We start from the raw sequence: 17,271 nt of genomic DNA on the forward strand, positions 1-17,271 counted from the left end.
CAGACTAGGCTAGCGCATTCGCGGCCACAACGTCTAATTGGCCGTCCTGACGTCAATGTCGCGCGCTGTTGATCTCAGTCCTCGCTCTCTTCGCCCTTGCTGCGATTCTCAACGATTTCATCGATCAAGCCCCAGTCCTTCGCCTCTTCGGGGGACATGAAGTTGTCGCGCTCAAGGGCCCCTTCGACCTCTTCCAGCGCCCGTCCAGTATGCTTTACGTAGATCTCGTTCAGCCGCTGCTTGAGCTTCTGGGTCTCCTGGGCATGGATCATGATGTCGGTCGCTTGGCCCTGGTAGCCGCCGGACGGCTGGTGGACCATGATCCGGGAATTCGGCAGCGAAAAGCGCATCCCCGGCTCACCCGCTGTCAGAAGAAGCGAGCCCATCGAGGCCGCCTGCCCGACGACCAGCGTCGAAACCTTTGGGCGGATGTACTGCATCGTGTCGTAGATCGACAGACCCGAGGTCACGACACCACCCGGGGAATTGATATACATCGAGATCTCTTTCGACGGGTTGTCGGCCTCAAGGTGCAGAAGCTGGGCGACGATCAGCTGGCTCATCCCGTCATGAACGGGGCCATTCACGAAGATGATCCGCTCCTTGAGGAGCCGGGAGAAGATGTCGTAGGCGCGTTCCCCGCGCGAGGTCTGCTCGACCACCATCGGGACGAGATTCATGTAGGTTTGTGCGGGATCTTGCATCACGGGTGCCTGCCTTTGGGAGGAAACTGGTCATTGCGGTTCGCGAGACAGTAGTGACCGCTATGGTGGCCTTCAAGGGCCATTGCATTGACGGACCTGCCTCTGCCATGTAATGTAAGCCATGACTTACGAAGCTGCAATAGCCGCCTTGGCCGACCCCTCCCGACGCACGATCATGGAATGCCTGCGCACGGGGCCTATGCCAGTCGGCGCGCTTGCCGAAGGGCTTCCGATCAGCCGGCCGGCCGTTTCGCAGCATCTAAAAGTATTAAGCGATGCGGGGCTTCTGACCGTGACGACCGAAGGAACCAAACGCATCTATGCCATATCGCCCGATGGCGTCGAGGCGCTGAGAACCTATCTGGACGAACTCTGGAGCGATGCGCTGACCGCCTTCGCAGACCATGCCGACCGCGACAGGAAAGGAGCAAAGGATGAGCGATAACGGGATCCGCAAGCACGTCAGCGTTGCCCTTCCCCGGGACGAGGCATTTCGCGTTTTCGTCGAAGAGATCGGCGCGTGGTGGCCGAAGAACCGCGATCCGGAGAAGGTTCGCTTGAAACCGGGCTTTGGCGGATCGCTAATCCGGGAGACGCCGGACGGCGAAGAAGAAGAACTGGCCAAGATCACTGAATGGGAACCGGGCGAACGCCTGGTGCTCACCTGGACGCACGGTGATGACGCGATCGAGCTTGAGCTGACCTTCACCGAGACGGCTGAGGGCACCCGGATTGACTTGCGTGAACTCCCGCTTCTGCCGCTTACCGACGCCGTCGCCGCCTGCCGCTGGCTGCCGGACCCGCGTTGGGTCCTGATGCGTTTTGCGGCCTACCCGGTCATCGCCTGACCCTTGATCGCCTGACATTGCGCCCCACCCTTGCTGCAAGGCAGGACCGGAGAGCGCATGATCGATTTTCCCGCAAGCAGAGAGGCTGCGCTTGCACGTTTTGAGGCCTTTCTCCCCGACGCTGGCGAGACCTATGCCGCCCGGCGCAACTACGATCTGCCCGGACATCCGCACGTCTCTGTCCTGTCTCCTTACATCCGTTACCGCACGGTGACCGAGGAGGAGGTCTTGCGGGCCGTCCTCAAGAGGCATTCGGCGTCAGATGCGCAGAAGTTCATTCAAGAGGTCTTCTGGCGCACCTACTGGAAAGGCTGGCTGGAGATGCGGCCATCCGTCTGGCAGAGCTACCGATCCGGCGTCGTTAGCGCCTGGGACCGGGTGCAGACCGAAAGCGGCCTCCGATCGGAGTGGGAGGCGGCCTGCAAGGGCGAGACCGGCATCGTTCCTTTCGATCACTGGGCAAAACAACTGGTCGCGGAGAATTACCTGCACAACCACGCCCGGATGTGGTTCGCCTCGATCTGGATCTTCACGCTCCGCCTGCCATGGGAGCTCGGGGCGGATTTTTTCCTGCGCCACCTGCTCGACGGCGATCCCGCGTCGAATACCCTGTCCTGGCGGTGGGTCGCGGGGTTGCAGACCAAGGGGAAAAACTACATCGCGCTGGCCTCGAACATCGCGAAGTATACTGAGGGCCGCTTTGATCCCGACGGCCGGCTCGCGCCCGATCCCGCAGCGCTGGGCGGGCCGCCGCATCCAGAGAAGGAGGCACTTGTGCTGGACGGCGCCTGGGACAGAAGCAAACGAACCGGCCTTCTGATAACCGAAGAAGATCTGTCACCCGGATGGCTTCTCGATGCCGGGCTCGACCCGGCCGCAATCGCGCATCTCGATGGCCCATCGCGCCGCTCACTGCTGGAGACAAGTCGAGCCGTGAAGACCTTCGTGCCGGCACTCATGGAGGATGCCGTCGAACGTCTTCCTGACCGCTCTCAAGGGGTCAGCAGTCCTGATCACATCGTCGAGTGGGCCGCATCTGCCAAGCTCGATCAGATTATAACATCTCATATGCCCACCGGCCCATGCGCCGACAGACTTGCCGGGTTAGAGCGTCAGCTCGCGGACAGACACATCGTCTTGCGCCAACCGGTTCGACCCTATGATGCGATGACCTGGCCGAAAGCCACCGCAGGGTTCTTCAAGTTCAAGGAAAGCATTCCAAGATTCCTCACGGCGCTGCGCGACCAGAAACTGGAAGTGGCCTAGCCACCTAGATCGAGGACGTGTTGTTCCCGGTAATGACCGCCATCGTGGCATTGTCGGTCATCTCCAAAGCATCTCCGTCCTCAAGTTGAAGAAGCTCGGCAAGGCGGACCCGCCCCCGGTTGGCGCGGCTTTTGATCGTGCCGATGGCGACGCCGCACATCTCGGCGGCCTCCTCGTAGGAAAAGCCCGACGCGCCGACAAGGATCAGCGCCTCTCTCTGTTCGTCAGCCAGCTTCTCGAAGGCACGGCGGAAATCCTTCAGCTGCAGGCGCCCATCATGGGCGGGTTTCTCCGCCAATCCCGCTGCAAACGCGCCGTCGACATCGGCGACCTCGCGCTTCGCCTTGCGGCGGCCGGTATAGAAGGTGTTGCGCAGGATGGTGAACAGCCAGGCGCGCAAGTTGGTTCCCGGCTGAAACCGGTCAAAGTTGCTCCACGCCTTCACGAGCGTGTCCTGAACGAGATCATCGGCAGCAGAGCCGTTGCGTGAAAGCGACAACGCAAATGCCCGCAATGCAGGCAAGTGATCGATCAACTCTTCCTTCGGGTCGCGAGGGGTCATGCCTCGTCCTTATCCGGCGTCATGCCCTCGGCATTACCGGACTTGAGGCGGTCCAGAAGCTGCAGAAAGCGATCGGGAAGCTCTTCGTTCAGCGCCTCCTGATAGACGCGCTTCAGGTTCTCATCGATTTCGTCCTGGATGCGATTGCTTGATTTACTGTCACTCATGCGGTGATCGCGATTTGCCTCAAAAGATCAGTTCTGCACGTTTATCGCGCACAGTCAGACGAAAGCCAGTCCTAAATCAGTTCGCCGCAGCGGCGCCGGACGCCTCTGTCGCTTCCCTGCGCCGCCTTTCTTCGCGCACGTCTTCAAGTGCGACGTTCAGGGCGGCGCCAAGAAGGACCAGGAACGCGCTGATATAGATCCACATAAGCATGGCGATCACCGCGCCGATCGATCCGTACACCTCGTTGTAGTTTCCGAAATTCGCCAGATAGGTCGAAAACGCGGCAGACGCGAAGCCCCAGGTGATCAAGGTGATGAAGGCTCCTGGCGTTACCCAGGCCATCCGCGCTCCACGCCGGTTCGGACCGAAGCGGTAGAGAATGCTGAGCCCGACGATCAGAACCGAGATGACCAGCCCCCAGCGCACAACCTCAGCAACGATCCCGGCAACGGGTCCCAGCGGGAAAATCGCCAGAACGATCGGGGCGACAACGATGCCAAGAAGCGCGATGATCGCGACCCCGACCAGCGTGATCGTAATGAGAAGCGCAATCACATAGTGACGCAGTCCGCTTCGGTTCGGTTGTCGGTTGATCGCGTTGAGCCCGCGCATCAGCGCCGCCACACCTGCCCGCGTCGACCAAAGCGCAGCACCGATCGAAACGATCGTCGCAAAGCCAAGACGCTGGGTCCGCGTGCTTGTCAAATTCTCGATCTGCTGGTCGAGCAGGTCAAACGCATCCGAAGGAATAATATTCCTCATCAGATCGAGCTGCGCATCGACAATCATCGGATCCGCAAGCAGCCCGAAGATCGCGATAATGGCGGCCAGCCCCGGAAAAATCGCAAGCATCCCGAAAAAGGCGACGCCAGCTGCGATCAGGCTCAGGTTCTTTTCGTCCATGACCTGAAAGACGGCCTTCAGCGCGCGCCACCACGTCGTCAATCGATACCCGAAAAATCGACCCATTGCTCTAACTTAGCTGGATCCTGATGTCGCGCCAGACGGGAAGAGGAGAAGTGTCATCGGTGGTGTGTCGGGGGGACGGTTGGAATGGACACACCACCGATGAACAGGGGACAAGAGACATTCGGGAGTGTCTCTTCGAAAAGTGGAACGGACTGCGATCGAATTGGTTCCGGAAAACGACGACCCCTTCTGAATAAAAATGAAACTATGTTAGCGGGGACGTGGGGTCATGCTGGTAGATCCACTCGCTCCGTCGGCGCAGAACAGCGGGGAAAAGGTGCCCCGCAAGCCAGGCCGGGCCATAGGTTAGAACTCCCGAAACCCCACCAGCGCGATGGAAGAGGTTGGCGTTTCTTGCCGAAAGCTGGGCGATCCGGCTGACCCGATCGATGCGCGCCTGATAATAGCGGTTCAGCGCTTCCGGAACATCAGGCTTCTCTTTAAGCATCAGCGCAAGGCAGGCCGCATCCTCAAGCGCCTGCACCGCGCCCTGGGCCATGGAAGGCTGCATCGGATGGGCAGCATCACCCAGGAGAACGACTGCACCGTCAGACCAGGCAGGCAGCGGGTCGCGGTCGAAAAGGCCCCATCGGATCAGGTTCGGAGCCTCGGCAAACCCCTTCTCAATCGTCGGATGCCAGCCCGCAAAATCGGCAATAGCCTCATCTCGCTGCCCTGGGTCGCCCCATCCCTGCCCGGTCCAATCCGCCACTTCGACCGCTCCAACCAGATTGATTTCCTTCCCTCCCCGCACCCGGGTGGTGACCGCGTGCCGGCCTGCACCGACCCAGATGCAACTCGTCGGTGGTGGCACATCCGTGCCGAAGCGCTCAATCGGGATGACCGCCCGCCATGCCGCGTTCCCCGAAAACTGTGCCTTCGCATCAGGGTGCATCTGCGCGCAGATGGCCGAGCCGATCCCGTCCGCCCCGATCACGACATCACCTCCGACCGCGCCGCCATCGCGCTCCAGCGCCTCGGCTCCCTGCCCCGCAAGGCGGTATCCGATGATCGGCCGCCCCATCTTCAAGGCGCCTGGGCTGCGCGCTTCCAGCGTCTCGCGCAGGATATCGGCAAGATCGGCCCGGTGGATCTGAACGTAGGAGGCTCCAACGTCAGAGCCTGCTCCTTCGGCAACAGTTCCGATCGGCAAGCGAAAGATTCGGCGGCCAGATCGGCCGATCCGCATTTCGATCGCCTCAGGCGCAAAGGCGACCTGACGAACGGCATTGCCGACTTCAAGCCAGTCGAGAACGCGCATCCCGTTCGGGCTGATTTGAACGCCGGCGCCGGCCTCTCGCGGCGCCTCATCCCGCTCCAAAACGGTGACATCTGTACCGACCTTCAACAGGGCCAGGGCCGCGGCCAACCCGCCAATACCGCCGCCAACGATGACCGCTTTCATCCCCGATTGCACCTCCGCAGCTTCACCCCGCTTGCCCGGGGAACCAGGACACATCCATGTCGACATAGCGGTTGTAGAAGTCTGTCATCTCAATCAGATCGCCTTCGCGCAGCAAACGCACCTTGATGCCATCGCGCTCCAGGTACTCATCCTGTTCGAGCTGACGGAAGGTCTTGCTGACGTAGACATTTGTCAAACCGAGCATGTCGCCGATCTCGGTCTGACTAAGCGGCAACCGGAACGTATCCGTCATCGTCGTATTGGTGATCCGTAAACGGCTGATCAGATCAAGAAGCAGATAGCCGATCCTCTCTCGAGCGCTCATCCGACCCATGGCTTTCATCAGATCCATGAAGATAACCTGATCGCGGACGGCAAGCGTGAACAGAAGCGCCGTCAATCGCGGGGATTCGCGGAAGATGCTGTCGAGATGGGTCTTGGGAAACGGGCAAAGACAGGTCGCCTCGACCGCGCGGACTGTCGCCGTTGCATGATGAAACGCGATGTCGGGAAAACCGATCACATCGCCAGGATGATAAAGCCGCAAGATCTGACGGCGGCCGTCGGCGAGATCTGCATAAGCGTAGAGCCATCCGGTCTTCACGACATAAAGGGCGTCCGTCGTCGTTCCGATCGTATTAACGATTTCGGCCTTATCAAGCATCTGCTCCTTCTCCTCCAGCCGCGCGAGATGTCGCTGAGAAACGGAATCAAGCGAGATGTACGTTGAGAGCTTCTGCACCAGGCAGCTCTTGGTTACGTCTGACACGCAGTTTCTCCTTACCCCTGTCTATTCAACAGCTCGGAAACGGTGCAGTTCCAACGGGGCTCGGCTTTGAACTCCAACGTGTCAGACATCAGCAAGCCAGCACTTGCGCAAGAACTGACCGAGCTCCAAAGGCCGCCTCCATCCTAGCTTCCCGTCATTTCGGTTTGTCATCTGACATAGTCCATTGGAGGGCGGATCTGCTGCGCTATCGAAAGACTTACGTGAGGGAAATAACATATTTGAGCGCCTTCTCGCAAAAAAGATGACTAGGTTAATCCTGTTTAACTGCGTCCAGAGGTCAATCCGGTATGCGTTGGATAACACATTATAAGCCGGCCCAAAGACCGGATAAAAGCAGTTCGGAGAACACCATGTCCCGCTACACAAGTTCACTCCTCATCCGCCTCGAGCGGTATCTGAGCCTACTTGAGGATGAACGCACCGCAGTTGCACGGCTCGAAAAGGCCGAACTTCGCCTTGACCGAGGAACCGTCCTTCTTGAGCGCGGCGAGGCGTCGGAGAAGTTCTATGTTCTTAAATCCGGCTGGGCTGTCGTCCGAACGCAGCCGCGGCGCGGACATTCGTCGATCGCGCGGATCTATCTTCCCGGTGAAGTGATCGGTTTTGCCGAGATTGGCTTGTCTGTAACGCCGCATACCGTTGTGATGCAGACCGATGGGACGGTTGGTGCCTTCGGCAAGGATCACCTGCCTGAATTATGGGTGCACCATCCCAGGCTGATGTCGCTTCTGACCGCATTGTCGAGCCTTGATCAGATCGCCTTACGCGACCAGATATTCACACTCACCCGCCTGGATGCGCGTGACCGCCTCATCTATTTCCTGCTCAGCCTGCGCTCCCGCCTTGCGGTCTCGATCCGCGGAATGGGGGACAGATTTCAGTTGCCGTTCAACCAGCAGGAACTCGGCGATGTCCTGGGTATCACCTCGGTCTACGTCAACAAGATCTTGCGCCAGCTTTCGGATGCGGGCGAGATCGAGATCGATCGGCCTTATATCCGGCTTCTCGAACGGGAGAAATGGATCGCACATGTCGACTTCATCGACCGGTTTGCAGAGGTCGACACCAGCTGGTTCCCACGCGCCGCTTAGCTGCGAGGGCCCTAAATTCAGGTAGATTGTCACCGCCCCGATACAATTAACCCTTAGGTTGTATCGGAAACCGAGGTGGCAGATGTTGCATCCAAACGCCCTTCCCGAGGTGCGCCTGACCGGAGCGCGGGTTTTGCAGAACGATCATCTGCAAGCCCTTTCTCTGTGTCTTGCGAATGGTCGCATCGTGGGGCTGTCCCGTTCGGATATCCCCCAGAACGGATCTGAGATCGACCTGAGCGGATATGTCGTCCTTCCGGGCATTGTGGATTTGCACGGTGCACTGTGTGGCCGGCAAACCCTCAGCCACGACGCTTCGAATGCCACGCTTGCCGAAGCGATCGAAGAAACCGCGCGCGACGCGGCGCGCTGCGGCATCACAACGGGCTGGATTTCACAGGGATGGTCCTGGTCGGGGCGGGACCTATCGCCGTCCTTTGCGCACCGCCTCCTTGCCGTGCTCGGCCAGATCAGAAAGTCGCTGCCCGTTGATCTCCGCCCGCAACTTATGGTCGAAACCCACGCAACGAACACCGGCGACCTGCTGCTTGAAGAGGTGCGCCAGCACGGCGTCGATTTCGTTCTCTTCCGCAACAGCCTCGGCTCGATTTTCGGGGAACCTCACCACAAGCCAGACTTTGTCGCAGACAACGACCGTGCGGACGCCGCCCGCGGACGCCGCCGGGAGGTGCCGCGGTTCCTTTGCCGCATGGCCGATGCGTTCGATGCGCTTGGCCTGCGATACGGCAGTTTTGCCGACCCCGACGGCATCACGCGCGAAAACTATGCGATGATGGGCGCGCGCCTGTGTATGCTCCCCGGCGCGTCATCGAGCGCACGGATTGCCAAGGCCGTGGGCGACCCGGTTCTTCTTTCCGCAATACGGCTTCTGCCTCAGCGGACCGGTTTCGAAAGCATGACCGAAATGCTTGTGCGGGTCGGACATTGCGACGCGCTGGTATCCGAATCGTGCCGGGAAGACCTTGGGATCGCCGCGTTCGCGCTGGCCGATGACGATATCTTGCCGATGGGTGAGGCGTGGGCTCTGGTCTCGCACAAACCGGCCGCGTTGCTGGGGCTCAAGGATCGCGGACATATTGCGGAGGGGTTGCGCGCCGATCTGGTCATCGTTCGGGAAAAAGATCGTCGGATCGAGGCAACAATTTCAGGCGGCCGCCTCGTTCACGCAAGCGGCGATGCGGGCCGCAAGCTCGCTATCATCACGGCCAGTAAGACGCTCGTCGCGGCGGAGTGAGCGGGCGGAAAGAAGGTGCGCAACGCGGCGTTCATGCGCTGAATGCTGCCGCAAATGAAATGACTCGCAATAGCCGTCAACTCAGGTTAACCCGGTATCCGGACGACAAGACCTTTGACGGAGACGAGCGTGCAGTCACACCAAGCCGATGCGCGTCACATCCTCAGCCTCGCCGAAGACGAGATCCCGGCTTTCATCCGGGGCCAGATTGAGGCCAAGGTTTTCTCGACGACGATGAAAAGTCTGAACCGGGAACTCTTCTCAACCGACATCGATGCCCGCCAGATGGCGCAAACGGCCCTGACGCGCCTCGGTTTCGAGGTCTGATCGGCGCACCAGGCGCTTTCATCGTTCCGTTACGCAATCGTCACACTCGCGTAACGCACCGGGTTCACGCCGCGCAGGTCAATGCATCGGAAGGAACCCCAAGTGACGATCTGCCGTATCTCGACCGCGTCCGTCTTCGCCCTCATCGCAGGCGCCTCCAGCGCCGCGGCGCAAGACACTGCCTTCAACAGACTCGCTTCTTTCCCAGTCCCCGCAAACACCCCCGACGGTGGCGATGCATCGCGGGAGATGTCGTCGGAGATCATCGATGCGACCGCCGACGGCATGACCTTGGTCTACACCGACAGCCCCCTTGGCGCCCTTGGAATCATCGACATCACCGACCCATCCGCGCCGCAGCCCGGCGGCATCATCGACCTGGATGGCGAACCGACATCGGTGGCTGTGGTCGGTGGCATCGCCAATGTCGCCGTCAACACCTCTGAAAGCTATACCGAGCCGTCGGGATACATCGCATCGATCAATATCGCAGACCGAAGCGAAGCGGATCGCTGCGATCTGGGCGGCCAGCCAGACTCCGTTGCAAAAGCCCCCGACGGCAGCTTCCTCGCCATCGCGATCGAGAACGAACGCGATGAGGATCTGGGCGACGGCCGGACGGGGCAGATGCCCGCAGGCGCGCTGGCCATCGTCGACTTGACAGGCGAGGGTCTTCTCAACTGCGACACGCTGCAGATGGTCGACCTGACCGGCCTCGCCGAGGTTTCGCCCGAAGACCCCGAGCCGGAATTCGTCGACATCAATACCGAGGGCGAAATTGTGGTCTCCCTTCAGGAAAACAATCACATTGTGGTCGTCTCTGCCGAAGGAGAGGTGCTCAGTCACTTCTCCGCTGGCGCGGTTACACTTGAGAACGTTGATACCGAAGAAGAAGGCGCCCTCCGCTTCACCGAAACGCTGGAGGATGTCGTCCGCGAGCCGGACGCGGTGAAGTGGATCGACGACACTCATTTCGCCACCGCCAACGAAGGCGACATGGATGGCGGTTCCCGCGGCTGGACGGTCTTCAGCCAGGATGGAGAGGTCATCTACGACAGCGGCATGTCCTTCGAACACGCCGTCATCGCCGCGGGCCACTACCCCGAAGAACGCTCCGGCAACAAAGGCGTCGAGCCCGAGAGCATCGAAACCGCGACGTTCGGCGACACGCCGATGGTCTTTGTCGGCGCCGAGCGCTCGTCGATCGTCGGCGTCTACGATATCACAGACCCGGCCACGCCTGCCCTTGCCCAGCTCCTCCCCTCGGGCATCGGGCCGGAAGGCTTCGTCGCAATCCCGGATCGCAACCTCCTCGTCGTCGCGAACGAAGTCGACCTAGGCCCCGACGGCGGCGTCCGCAGCCACGTCATGATCTTCGAATACGGCCAAGGCACCCCGGCTTATCCGATGTTGACCTCCGAGGGTCTCGAAGAGAACGGAGCACCCGTCGGCTGGGGCGCGATCTCCGGCATGGCCGCCGGCAATGACGGCACGATCTACGCCGTCAATGACAGCTTCTACGCCATGCAGCCCACGATCTTCGTCATCGACCCAAGCGAGTCGCCCGCCCGGATCACAGATGCGATCCGGATCACCCGGAACGGCGCCCCGGCCCAGAAACTCGACCTCGAAGGCATCGCGCTCGACAACGATGGCGGCTTCTGGCTCGCCTCTGAAGGCAGGACCGATCGCCTCGTCCCGCACGCGATCTACCGTGTCGACGGCAACGGAGAGATCATCGAGGAGATCGGCCTGCCAGAGGCGCTGATGGACAATGAAATCCGCTTCGGGTTCGAGGGCATCACCGTCGCCGATGGCCGCCTTTACCTCGCGATCCAGCGGGAATGGCAGGACGATCCGGAAAACCACGTCAAGATCGTCTCGATGGACATCGAAACCGGCGATTTCTTAGTTGCCCACTATCCGAAGTCCCCCGCCGAAACCGGCTGGGTCGGCCTCAGCGAGATCACGCATTACGATGGCCACCTCTACTTCATCGAACGCGACAACCAGATCGGCAATGCGGCGCAGATCAAAAAGATCACCCGCGCCCCGCTCGACCCGGCGATGTTCGTGCCGGTCGGCGAAGAACCGCAGGTGCTCGCCGTCGAAGACGTGCGCGACCTGATGCCAGACCTCCTGCAGCTTAACGGCTACATTCAGGACAAGGTCGAGGGGCTGGCGATCTTAGGCGACGGTACTGCATGGCTCTCGACCGACAATGACGGCGTCGACGATCACTCCGGCGAGACACTGTTCTTCTCGATCGGGCAGATCGCGAACTAAGGCAGACGGCGCCCCCGACCGGGGCGCCTCACATCACGCCGCTATCTGCTCCGGCACCTTCGCGCCGGTCATATAGGCCACCGCATCCGACATGGAGTGGTCGCCTGGCCGGATCACCGTCAGCCGCTTCCCAAGGCGGTGGATATGGATCCGGTCGGCGACCTCGAAGACATGCGGCATGTTGTGGGAGATCAGGATCACCGGCAGACCCCGCGCCTTCACATCAAGGATCAGCTCCAGCACCTTCCGGCTTTCCTTCACGCCCAGCGCCGCCGTCGGCTCGTCCAGGATGATGACCTTCGACCCGAAGGCCGCCGCCCGCGCGACCGCCACGCCCTGCCGCTGGCCGCCCGAAAGCGTCTCGACCGCCTGGTTGATGTTCTGGATCGTCATCAGGCCAAGGTCGCTCAGCTTCTGCCGCGCCTGCCGCTCCATCTCGCGCCGGTCAAGCTGCCGGAAAAGGCTCCCGCGCAGGCCGGGTTTCCTCAGCTCCCGCCCCATGAACATGTTGTCCGCGATCGACAGGGCGGGCGACAGAGCAAGCTGCTGATAAACCGTCTCGATCCCCTTCTCGCGCGCATCGAGGGGCGAATGGAAATGGGCCTTCTGGCCTTCCAGAAAAATCTCGCCGCCGTCGGGCTGCACCGCGCCCGACATCGCCTTGATAAGCGTCGACTTGCCCGCGCCATTGTCGCCGATGACAGCCAGGATCTCCCCCGGATACAGCTCGAAATCACAGTGATCGAGCGCCGTCACACGCCCATAGCGTTTGACGAGGTTCCGGGCCGACAGAATGGGATCGCTCATACCGAAATCCTCCGGATCCATTGATCGAGCGCCACGGCGAGGATGATCAGACATCCGCTCGCAAACAGAACCCATTGAGGATTGGCCCCGGCAAGCTTGAGCCCAGTGGCGAACACGCCCACCGTCAGCGCCCCGAAGAGCGTCCCCATGATCGTGCCGCGCCCGCCGAACAACGACGTGCCCCCGATCACGACGGCCGCGATACTGTCGAGGTTCGCCTCTGCAAAGGACGAGGGTGAGATCGACCCGACCCGCCCGATCGCAGCCCAGGCTGCAATCCCCACGATGAAACCGGCCACGATATAGACCGACAGCAGGACCCGCTTCGTCTGAACCCCTGCCAGTTCTGCCGCTTCGATATCATCGCCCACAGCATAGACCTGCCGCCCCCATGCGGTGTGGTTCAGCACGTACCAGAAAAGCACGAACAGCCCCAGCATCAGGACGACCGCATAGATCGTCGGCGCGCCCATGATCCTGAGCGACCAGTCCCCGATCTCGACCCGCTCCCCGAAGAGCTTCAACAACGGCGCCGCTGCGTCGATGTCCTGGCTGCGGATCGATTGCGATCCGGTGTAGAGAAACACCGTCGCCAGTACGATCTGCCACATACCCAGCGTCACGATGAAGGGCGGCAACTTGATCCGCGTGACGAGCAGGCCGTTCACCGCCCCGATCGCCATCGCCAGGAAAAGGCCCGCCATGATGGAAATCGAGGGGGGCCATCCGTAGGTCACTGCCATATGGCCCATGGCCACGTAGCTCAGCACCATCACCGCGCCGACGGACAGGTCGATCCCAGCCGTCAGAATGATCAACGTCTGCGCGCAGGCGAGGATGCCGACGATGGCTGTCTGCTCCAGTGTGATCTTAATCGCGAGGCCCGACAGAAGCCGCCCATCCGTCACAACCGCAAAGACCGCAACCGACAGCAAGAGGATGAAGATCGGGACCAGCGTCGGGTAGTTGTGCAAAAGATGCTGCAGATGCCCGAGGGGCGATCGCCGGGTCTGCTCGAACTCCGCAACGCGTGTATCGGCCCCCGACGCCGATGCCTCATAGCTGTCGGCCATATCATCCTCCTCCTGTGGCCGGGGCAGGCCTCAGCCACCCCGGACCGGTGATCAGTTGCTCAGCCCCAGCAGCGCTCGAGCCCCTCCTCGACGGAAATCGACTCGACACCATCCGCCGGCGCGTCCGTGACGAGGTTCACCCCGGTATTGAAGAAATCGAGGCCCTCGCTCGGCTCCGGTACTGTTCCGTTCGCCGCGAATTCGGCGATGGCCTCGATCCCCAAAGACGCCATCAGCAGCGGGTACTGCTGAGACGTCGCACCGATCACCCCATCCGCAACGTTCTGCACCCCGGGGCAGCCACCATCGACCGATACGATCAGAACGTCACCGTCCCGCCCCATCGCGCGCAAGGCCTCGTAAGCGCCCGCCGCCGCAGGTTCGTTGATCGTGTAGACGACGTTGATCTCGGGATCCTGCAGCAGCAGGTTTTCCATCGCGGTCCGGCCACCCTCTTCGTTGCCTGCCGTCACCTCGTTGCCGATGATCCGCGGATCGTCCTCATCGCCCCAACGGCTTGGATCCTTCACATCGATACCGAACCCCGTCAGGAATCCCTGATCGCGCAGCACGCCCACCGACGGCTGACTCTCATTGAGGTCCAGCATCCCGATCTTCGCGTTCGCCGCCTCATCCCCTAGGGTCGCCGCCGCCCAAGCGCCAATCAGCCGCCCGGCCTCGAAATTATCGGTGGCAAAGGTCGCATCGGCCCCATCGATCGGTTCAAGCGGCGTGTCCAGCGCGATGACGAGGATACCGGCATCCCGGGCCCTCCGAAGCGGTTCGACAATCGCCTTGGTGTCAGAGGCGGTGATCAGGATACCCTTCGCGCCCGCTGCAATGCAGGTCTCGATCGCGTCCACCTGCGCTTCGTGGTCGCCATCGACCTGGCCCGCATAGGCCTGCAGTTCCATGCCGAGTTCTTCGGCCTTGGCGGCGGCCCCCTCGCGCATCTTCACGAAGAAGGGGTTGATATCGGTCTTGGTAATTAGGCAGGCCGTCGCGCCCTCATGCCCCGCGGCGAACGCCGTGCCGGTCGTCGCCAACAGAGCCAGCGCAGCGCTGGTGAAAGTCGTCTTCATCGTGATCCTCCCAAGGTCATACCGGCCGGTTGTCTCCTGCCAGCCCGGCATGCTCCTTCGGCTGCCGGTGACGCCAAGGAAAGTCGAATTGACGCGGCGGGTCAATCGTCCTGCGCAAAACGAAGACGGCGCCCGAAGGCGCCGCCCGTCATTCCGCCGATATCCTGCGATGCCGGCGAACGCTGTTCGATCAGCGCGGAAGAAGGACGGTATCGATCGCGTGGATGATGCCGTTCGATGCGGCGACGTCAGCGGCCACGACAGTCGCACCGTTCACCTGGACACCGGATGCGCCATGGATCCGCAGGGTCTGCCCCTGCACGGTCGGGATGTTGCCCCGCTGACCAGCCAGTGAAGAGGCCGGGTAACGGCCGGGAGCCACGTGATAGGTCAGGACGTTGACAAGCTGATCGCGGTTTTCGGGCTGCAACAGGCTCTCGACCGTACCGGCTGGCAGTGCCGCAAAGGCGTCATCGGTCGGGGCAAAGACGGTGAACGGACCGGGACCCTTTAGCGTCTCGACAAGCCCGGCGGCCTGGACAGCCGCGACCAGCGTCTCGAAACCGCCCGCCGCGACGGCTGTGTCGACGATATCCCCCTGCGTCGGTGTGCTGGCTGCAGGTGCGCAAGCGGAAAGAAGTGCTGCGCCCCCGACAAGCGAGGAAGAAGCGATGAAGGAACGGCGGGTGATCATGTCTTGGTCTCCGTCTTTTGATTTAAACGCCGCCGCAGAGGGCTCTGCCCGGTCGTCATTTCGTGTGAATTTTTTACACAAGTGGCGAAATGCCACACTTTGACGGCAAGTCAAGTTTCTCGTGGAAATTTTTTCCACGTCCGCCTAGATCGGATTCCATGACCGAGGATCCGACAGATCGATTCACCCGCGTTCTGCGGGGGCTTTTGCGGCCACTCGTGCGCGTTTTGATCGCGCGCGGCGTCACCGTACCGATCGCCTACCGGCTTCTCAAAGAAGTCTATGTGACTGTCGCCGCTGAAGATTTCGCCATCAGCGGGGACCGCCCGACCGACAGCCGCGTCAGCGTCCTGACCGGAGTGCACCGCCGCGACGTGAAAACGATCCGCGAGGCCGAGGACGACGGCTCCACCGGGCTCCGCCAGAAGACGGGACTCCTGACGACGGTTGTCGGTCGCTGGGCGGGCGGGCGTGATACCACCGGCAAAGACGGCAAACCGCGCCCCCTGCCCCGGTCCGGTGAGACCGCGCCGAATTTCGAGGCGCTTGTGCGCGAGATCAACCGCGACATCCGTCCCCGCACCGTCCTCGACGAACTGCTCCGCCTCGGCCTTGTCCAGGTCGACGATGACGGCCTTCTCGTCCTCGACGAGACCGTGCTGATGGGTTCTGGCGACAGCGATCAGCAGACCGTCTTCTTCGCCCAGAACGTTGGCGACCACCTCGCCGCCGCCGCCGAGAACCTCATGTCAGAGGATCCGCCCTTCCTTGAACGCGCAGTCTTCTACAACAATCTCAGCCCGGCCTCCGTGGACGAGATAGAAACGCGTGCCCGCACCCTCAGCCAGGACACGCTCGTCGAACTCAACGCCATGGCCCGCGACCGCCAGTCACGGGACGAGGCATCGGGCAAGCCTTTGCAACGGTTCCGTTTTGGGGTCTACCTCTACCGCGAAGACGCAGAGCCGAAGACAGAGGATTGAGGACCGGACCGCCCGTGATGAGACGCCGCCACTTCCTCGCGACCTGCACCGGAGCTGCCCTCGCAGCACCCTATGTCGCCGCGCAAGACAGCCAGCGCCCGTCCGAAGGTGGCATCGGCGGCACGGGCATCGTGGGCCTCCTGACCGATTTCTCCAGCCTCGTCGTCGGCGGTCTCAGGGTCGAGACCGATCGCGGTACCCGCTTCGTCAACGCCTATGGCCGTGCCCGCGAAGGCGATATCGGCATCGGCACCGCTCTGACGGTCGAGGCGATCGGTCGCGGCGGCGTGCCCGTCGCCCGCCGGGTCGAGATCAGCTATCCGCTGGTCGGCGAGGTCGCGGCCGATGGCACCGTCAATGGCATCCGCATCACGGCGGAGCCCGGCGCGCTCGGCCGCCTCGCGCCCGGTGACACCGTCGCGATCAGCGGCGTCTGGCGCAACGACGGTGTCGTCGCCAGCCGCTTCGACCCGATCCGCGGCATCACCCGCGCGGTCATCGCCGGAGAGATCCTGCCGACGGAAAGTGGCTGGCGCATCGGTACCACCCCCGTTCTCTTGCCACAGAGTGCCCGCCCGATCCCCGGCGGCTACGAAACACTTCTGGGCCAGCCGACGCCTGAGGGCTTCCAGGTCGACCAGCGCCGCATCGGCCGCTTCGACCGCCGCGCCCAGCTCGACCAGCTCGCCATCGAAGGCTTCCTGCGCCAGGTGCCCGCGGCCCCCGGCTACCGCATCGCGGGCCTCGGTCACTCCTTCGACGACGGCGCTCAACTCGCCCCCTTCGCGGGCGAGCGCACACTCTTTACAGGCCCTTACGGCCCGGAGTTCAATGTCGCCAACGGCCTGATCCTGCCGCAGGCACTTGCCACCCGCCGTCGGGTGATGGCCGATGCCGTTTCGGGCGGCGCTAACTTCCGCCCCGCCCGGTAGAACAGGCCGGCCCCGATGAAGGGCCGGCC

The 17,271-nt window shown here is 62.0% G+C and carries 19 protein-coding genes; 9 read left to right on the forward strand and 10 right to left on the reverse strand.

Annotated elements, in window-relative coordinates; translation table 11 throughout:
- Positions 1-74: 74 nt before the first annotated feature.
- Positions 75-704: an ATP-dependent Clp protease proteolytic subunit gene (locus AADZ90_RS17805; RefSeq protein ID WP_367311964.1), complete on the reverse strand. Its 630-nt coding sequence runs from the start codon at positions 702-704 to the stop codon at positions 75-77.
- 121 nt (positions 705-825) lie between these two features.
- On the opposite strand from AADZ90_RS17805, the gene AADZ90_RS17810 reads away from it, so the two are divergent.
- The 3 genes from AADZ90_RS17810 to AADZ90_RS17820 are packed head-to-tail and all read left to right on the forward strand — an operon-like array spanning position 826 to position 2,818.
- Positions 826-1,149: an ArsR/SmtB family transcription factor gene (locus tag AADZ90_RS17810; protein ID WP_367311965.1), complete on the forward strand. Its 324-nt coding sequence runs from the start codon at positions 826-828 to the stop codon at positions 1,147-1,149.
- Positions 1,139-1,552 (forward strand): SRPBCC domain-containing protein, encoded by a 414-nt coding sequence (locus AADZ90_RS17815; protein WP_367311966.1) that lies wholly within the window; start codon positions 1,139-1,141, stop codon positions 1,550-1,552. Before AADZ90_RS17810 ends, AADZ90_RS17815 begins: the two co-directional genes overlap by 11 nt.
- A 57-nt stretch (positions 1,553-1,609) precedes the next feature.
- Entirely contained in the window at positions 1,610-2,818 is a 1,209-nt protein-coding gene (locus tag AADZ90_RS17820; protein WP_367311967.1) for an FAD-binding domain-containing protein, read from the forward strand.
- Between the two features lie 4 nt (positions 2,819-2,822).
- Here the strand turns inward: AADZ90_RS17820 and AADZ90_RS17825 are convergent, their stop codons facing one another.
- From AADZ90_RS17825 to AADZ90_RS17845, 5 genes are all read right to left on the reverse strand, one after another.
- Complete coding sequence (locus AADZ90_RS17825) at positions 2,823-3,380, reverse strand: RNA polymerase sigma factor (RefSeq protein WP_367311968.1); 558 nt, start codon at positions 3,378-3,380, stop codon at positions 2,823-2,825.
- Positions 3,377-3,547 (reverse strand): NepR family anti-sigma factor, encoded by a 171-nt coding sequence (locus AADZ90_RS17830; RefSeq protein WP_367311969.1) that lies wholly within the window; start codon positions 3,545-3,547, stop codon positions 3,377-3,379. Before AADZ90_RS17830 ends, AADZ90_RS17825 begins: the two co-directional genes overlap by 4 nt.
- 76 nt (positions 3,548-3,623) lie before the next feature.
- Entirely contained in the window at positions 3,624-4,517 is an 894-nt protein-coding gene (locus tag AADZ90_RS17835) for a YihY/virulence factor BrkB family protein (protein ID WP_367311970.1), read from the reverse strand.
- A gap of 205 nt (positions 4,518-4,722) precedes the next feature.
- Positions 4,723-5,922 carry an FAD-dependent monooxygenase gene (locus AADZ90_RS17840; protein WP_367311971.1) on the reverse strand — a complete coding sequence of 400 codons (1,200 nt, stop codon included), beginning with the start codon at positions 5,920-5,922 and terminating at the stop codon, positions 4,723-4,725.
- Between the two features lie 22 nt (positions 5,923-5,944).
- Positions 5,945-6,691 carry a Crp/Fnr family transcriptional regulator gene (locus AADZ90_RS17845; protein WP_367311972.1) on the reverse strand — a complete coding sequence of 249 codons (747 nt, stop codon included), beginning with the start codon at positions 6,689-6,691 and terminating at the stop codon, positions 5,945-5,947.
- Positions 6,692-7,062: 371 nt separating this feature from the next.
- On the opposite strand from AADZ90_RS17845, the gene AADZ90_RS17850 reads away from it, so the two are divergent.
- The 4 genes from AADZ90_RS17850 to AADZ90_RS17865 all read left to right on the forward strand — a co-directional run bounded on the left by AADZ90_RS17850 (position 7,063) and on the right by AADZ90_RS17865 (position 11,671).
- The gene (locus tag AADZ90_RS17850) at positions 7,063-7,803 is read left to right on the forward strand and encodes a Crp/Fnr family transcriptional regulator (protein WP_367311973.1); all 741 of its coding nucleotides are present in this window, start codon (positions 7,063-7,065) and stop codon (positions 7,801-7,803) included.
- An 82-nt stretch (positions 7,804-7,885) separates the two neighbouring features.
- Entirely contained in the window at positions 7,886-9,058 is a 1,173-nt protein-coding gene (locus AADZ90_RS17855; RefSeq protein WP_367311974.1) for an amidohydrolase family protein, read from the forward strand.
- Positions 9,059-9,187: 129 nt separating this feature from the next.
- A complete protein-coding gene (locus tag AADZ90_RS17860) occupies positions 9,188-9,385 on the forward strand; it encodes a hypothetical protein (RefSeq protein ID WP_367311975.1) in 198 nt (65 codons plus the stop codon).
- 81 nt (positions 9,386-9,466) lie between these two features.
- Complete coding sequence (locus AADZ90_RS17865; protein WP_411997084.1) at positions 9,467-11,671, forward strand: esterase-like activity of phytase family protein; 2,205 nt, start codon at positions 9,467-9,469, stop codon at positions 11,669-11,671.
- Positions 11,672-11,704: 33 nt separating this feature from the next.
- Here the strand turns inward: AADZ90_RS17865 and AADZ90_RS17870 are convergent, their stop codons facing one another.
- From AADZ90_RS17870 to AADZ90_RS17885, 4 genes are all read right to left on the reverse strand, one after another.
- Positions 11,705-12,478, reverse strand: coding sequence for an ATP-binding cassette domain-containing protein (locus tag AADZ90_RS17870; RefSeq protein WP_367311977.1), 774 nt, complete (start codon positions 12,476-12,478; stop codon positions 11,705-11,707).
- Positions 12,475-13,551, reverse strand: a complete 1,077-nt coding sequence (locus tag AADZ90_RS17875) for an ABC transporter permease (RefSeq protein WP_367311978.1) — start codon at positions 13,549-13,551, stop codon at positions 12,475-12,477. The genes AADZ90_RS17870 and AADZ90_RS17875 overlap by 4 nt, the downstream gene beginning before the upstream one ends.
- 59 nt (positions 13,552-13,610) lie before the next feature.
- The gene (locus AADZ90_RS17880) at positions 13,611-14,633 is read right to left on the reverse strand and encodes a sugar ABC transporter substrate-binding protein (RefSeq protein WP_367311979.1); all 1,023 of its coding nucleotides are present in this window, start codon (positions 14,631-14,633) and stop codon (positions 13,611-13,613) included.
- A 190-nt stretch (positions 14,634-14,823) separates the two neighbouring features.
- On the reverse strand, positions 14,824-15,327 hold the full coding sequence (locus tag AADZ90_RS17885) for a fasciclin domain-containing protein (RefSeq protein ID WP_367311980.1): 504 nt from the start codon (positions 15,325-15,327) through the stop codon (positions 14,824-14,826).
- A 158-nt stretch (positions 15,328-15,485) separates the two neighbouring features.
- Between AADZ90_RS17885 and AADZ90_RS17890 the strand changes: the two genes are divergently transcribed.
- Positions 15,486-16,310 carry a DUF6502 family protein gene (locus AADZ90_RS17890; protein WP_367311981.1) on the forward strand — a complete coding sequence of 275 codons (825 nt, stop codon included), beginning with the start codon at positions 15,486-15,488 and terminating at the stop codon, positions 16,308-16,310.
- Positions 16,311-16,327: 17 nt separating this feature from the next.
- On the forward strand, positions 16,328-17,242 hold the full coding sequence (locus AADZ90_RS17895; protein ID WP_367311982.1) for a DUF5666 domain-containing protein: 915 nt from the start codon (positions 16,328-16,330) through the stop codon (positions 17,240-17,242).
- The last annotated feature ends 29 nt before the right edge of the window (positions 17,243-17,271 follow it).

The sequence above is a fragment of the Aestuariibius violaceus genome (genome assembly GCF_040779325.2).
Lineage (GTDB): Bacteria > Pseudomonadota > Alphaproteobacteria > Rhodobacterales > Rhodobacteraceae > Aestuariibius > Aestuariibius violaceus.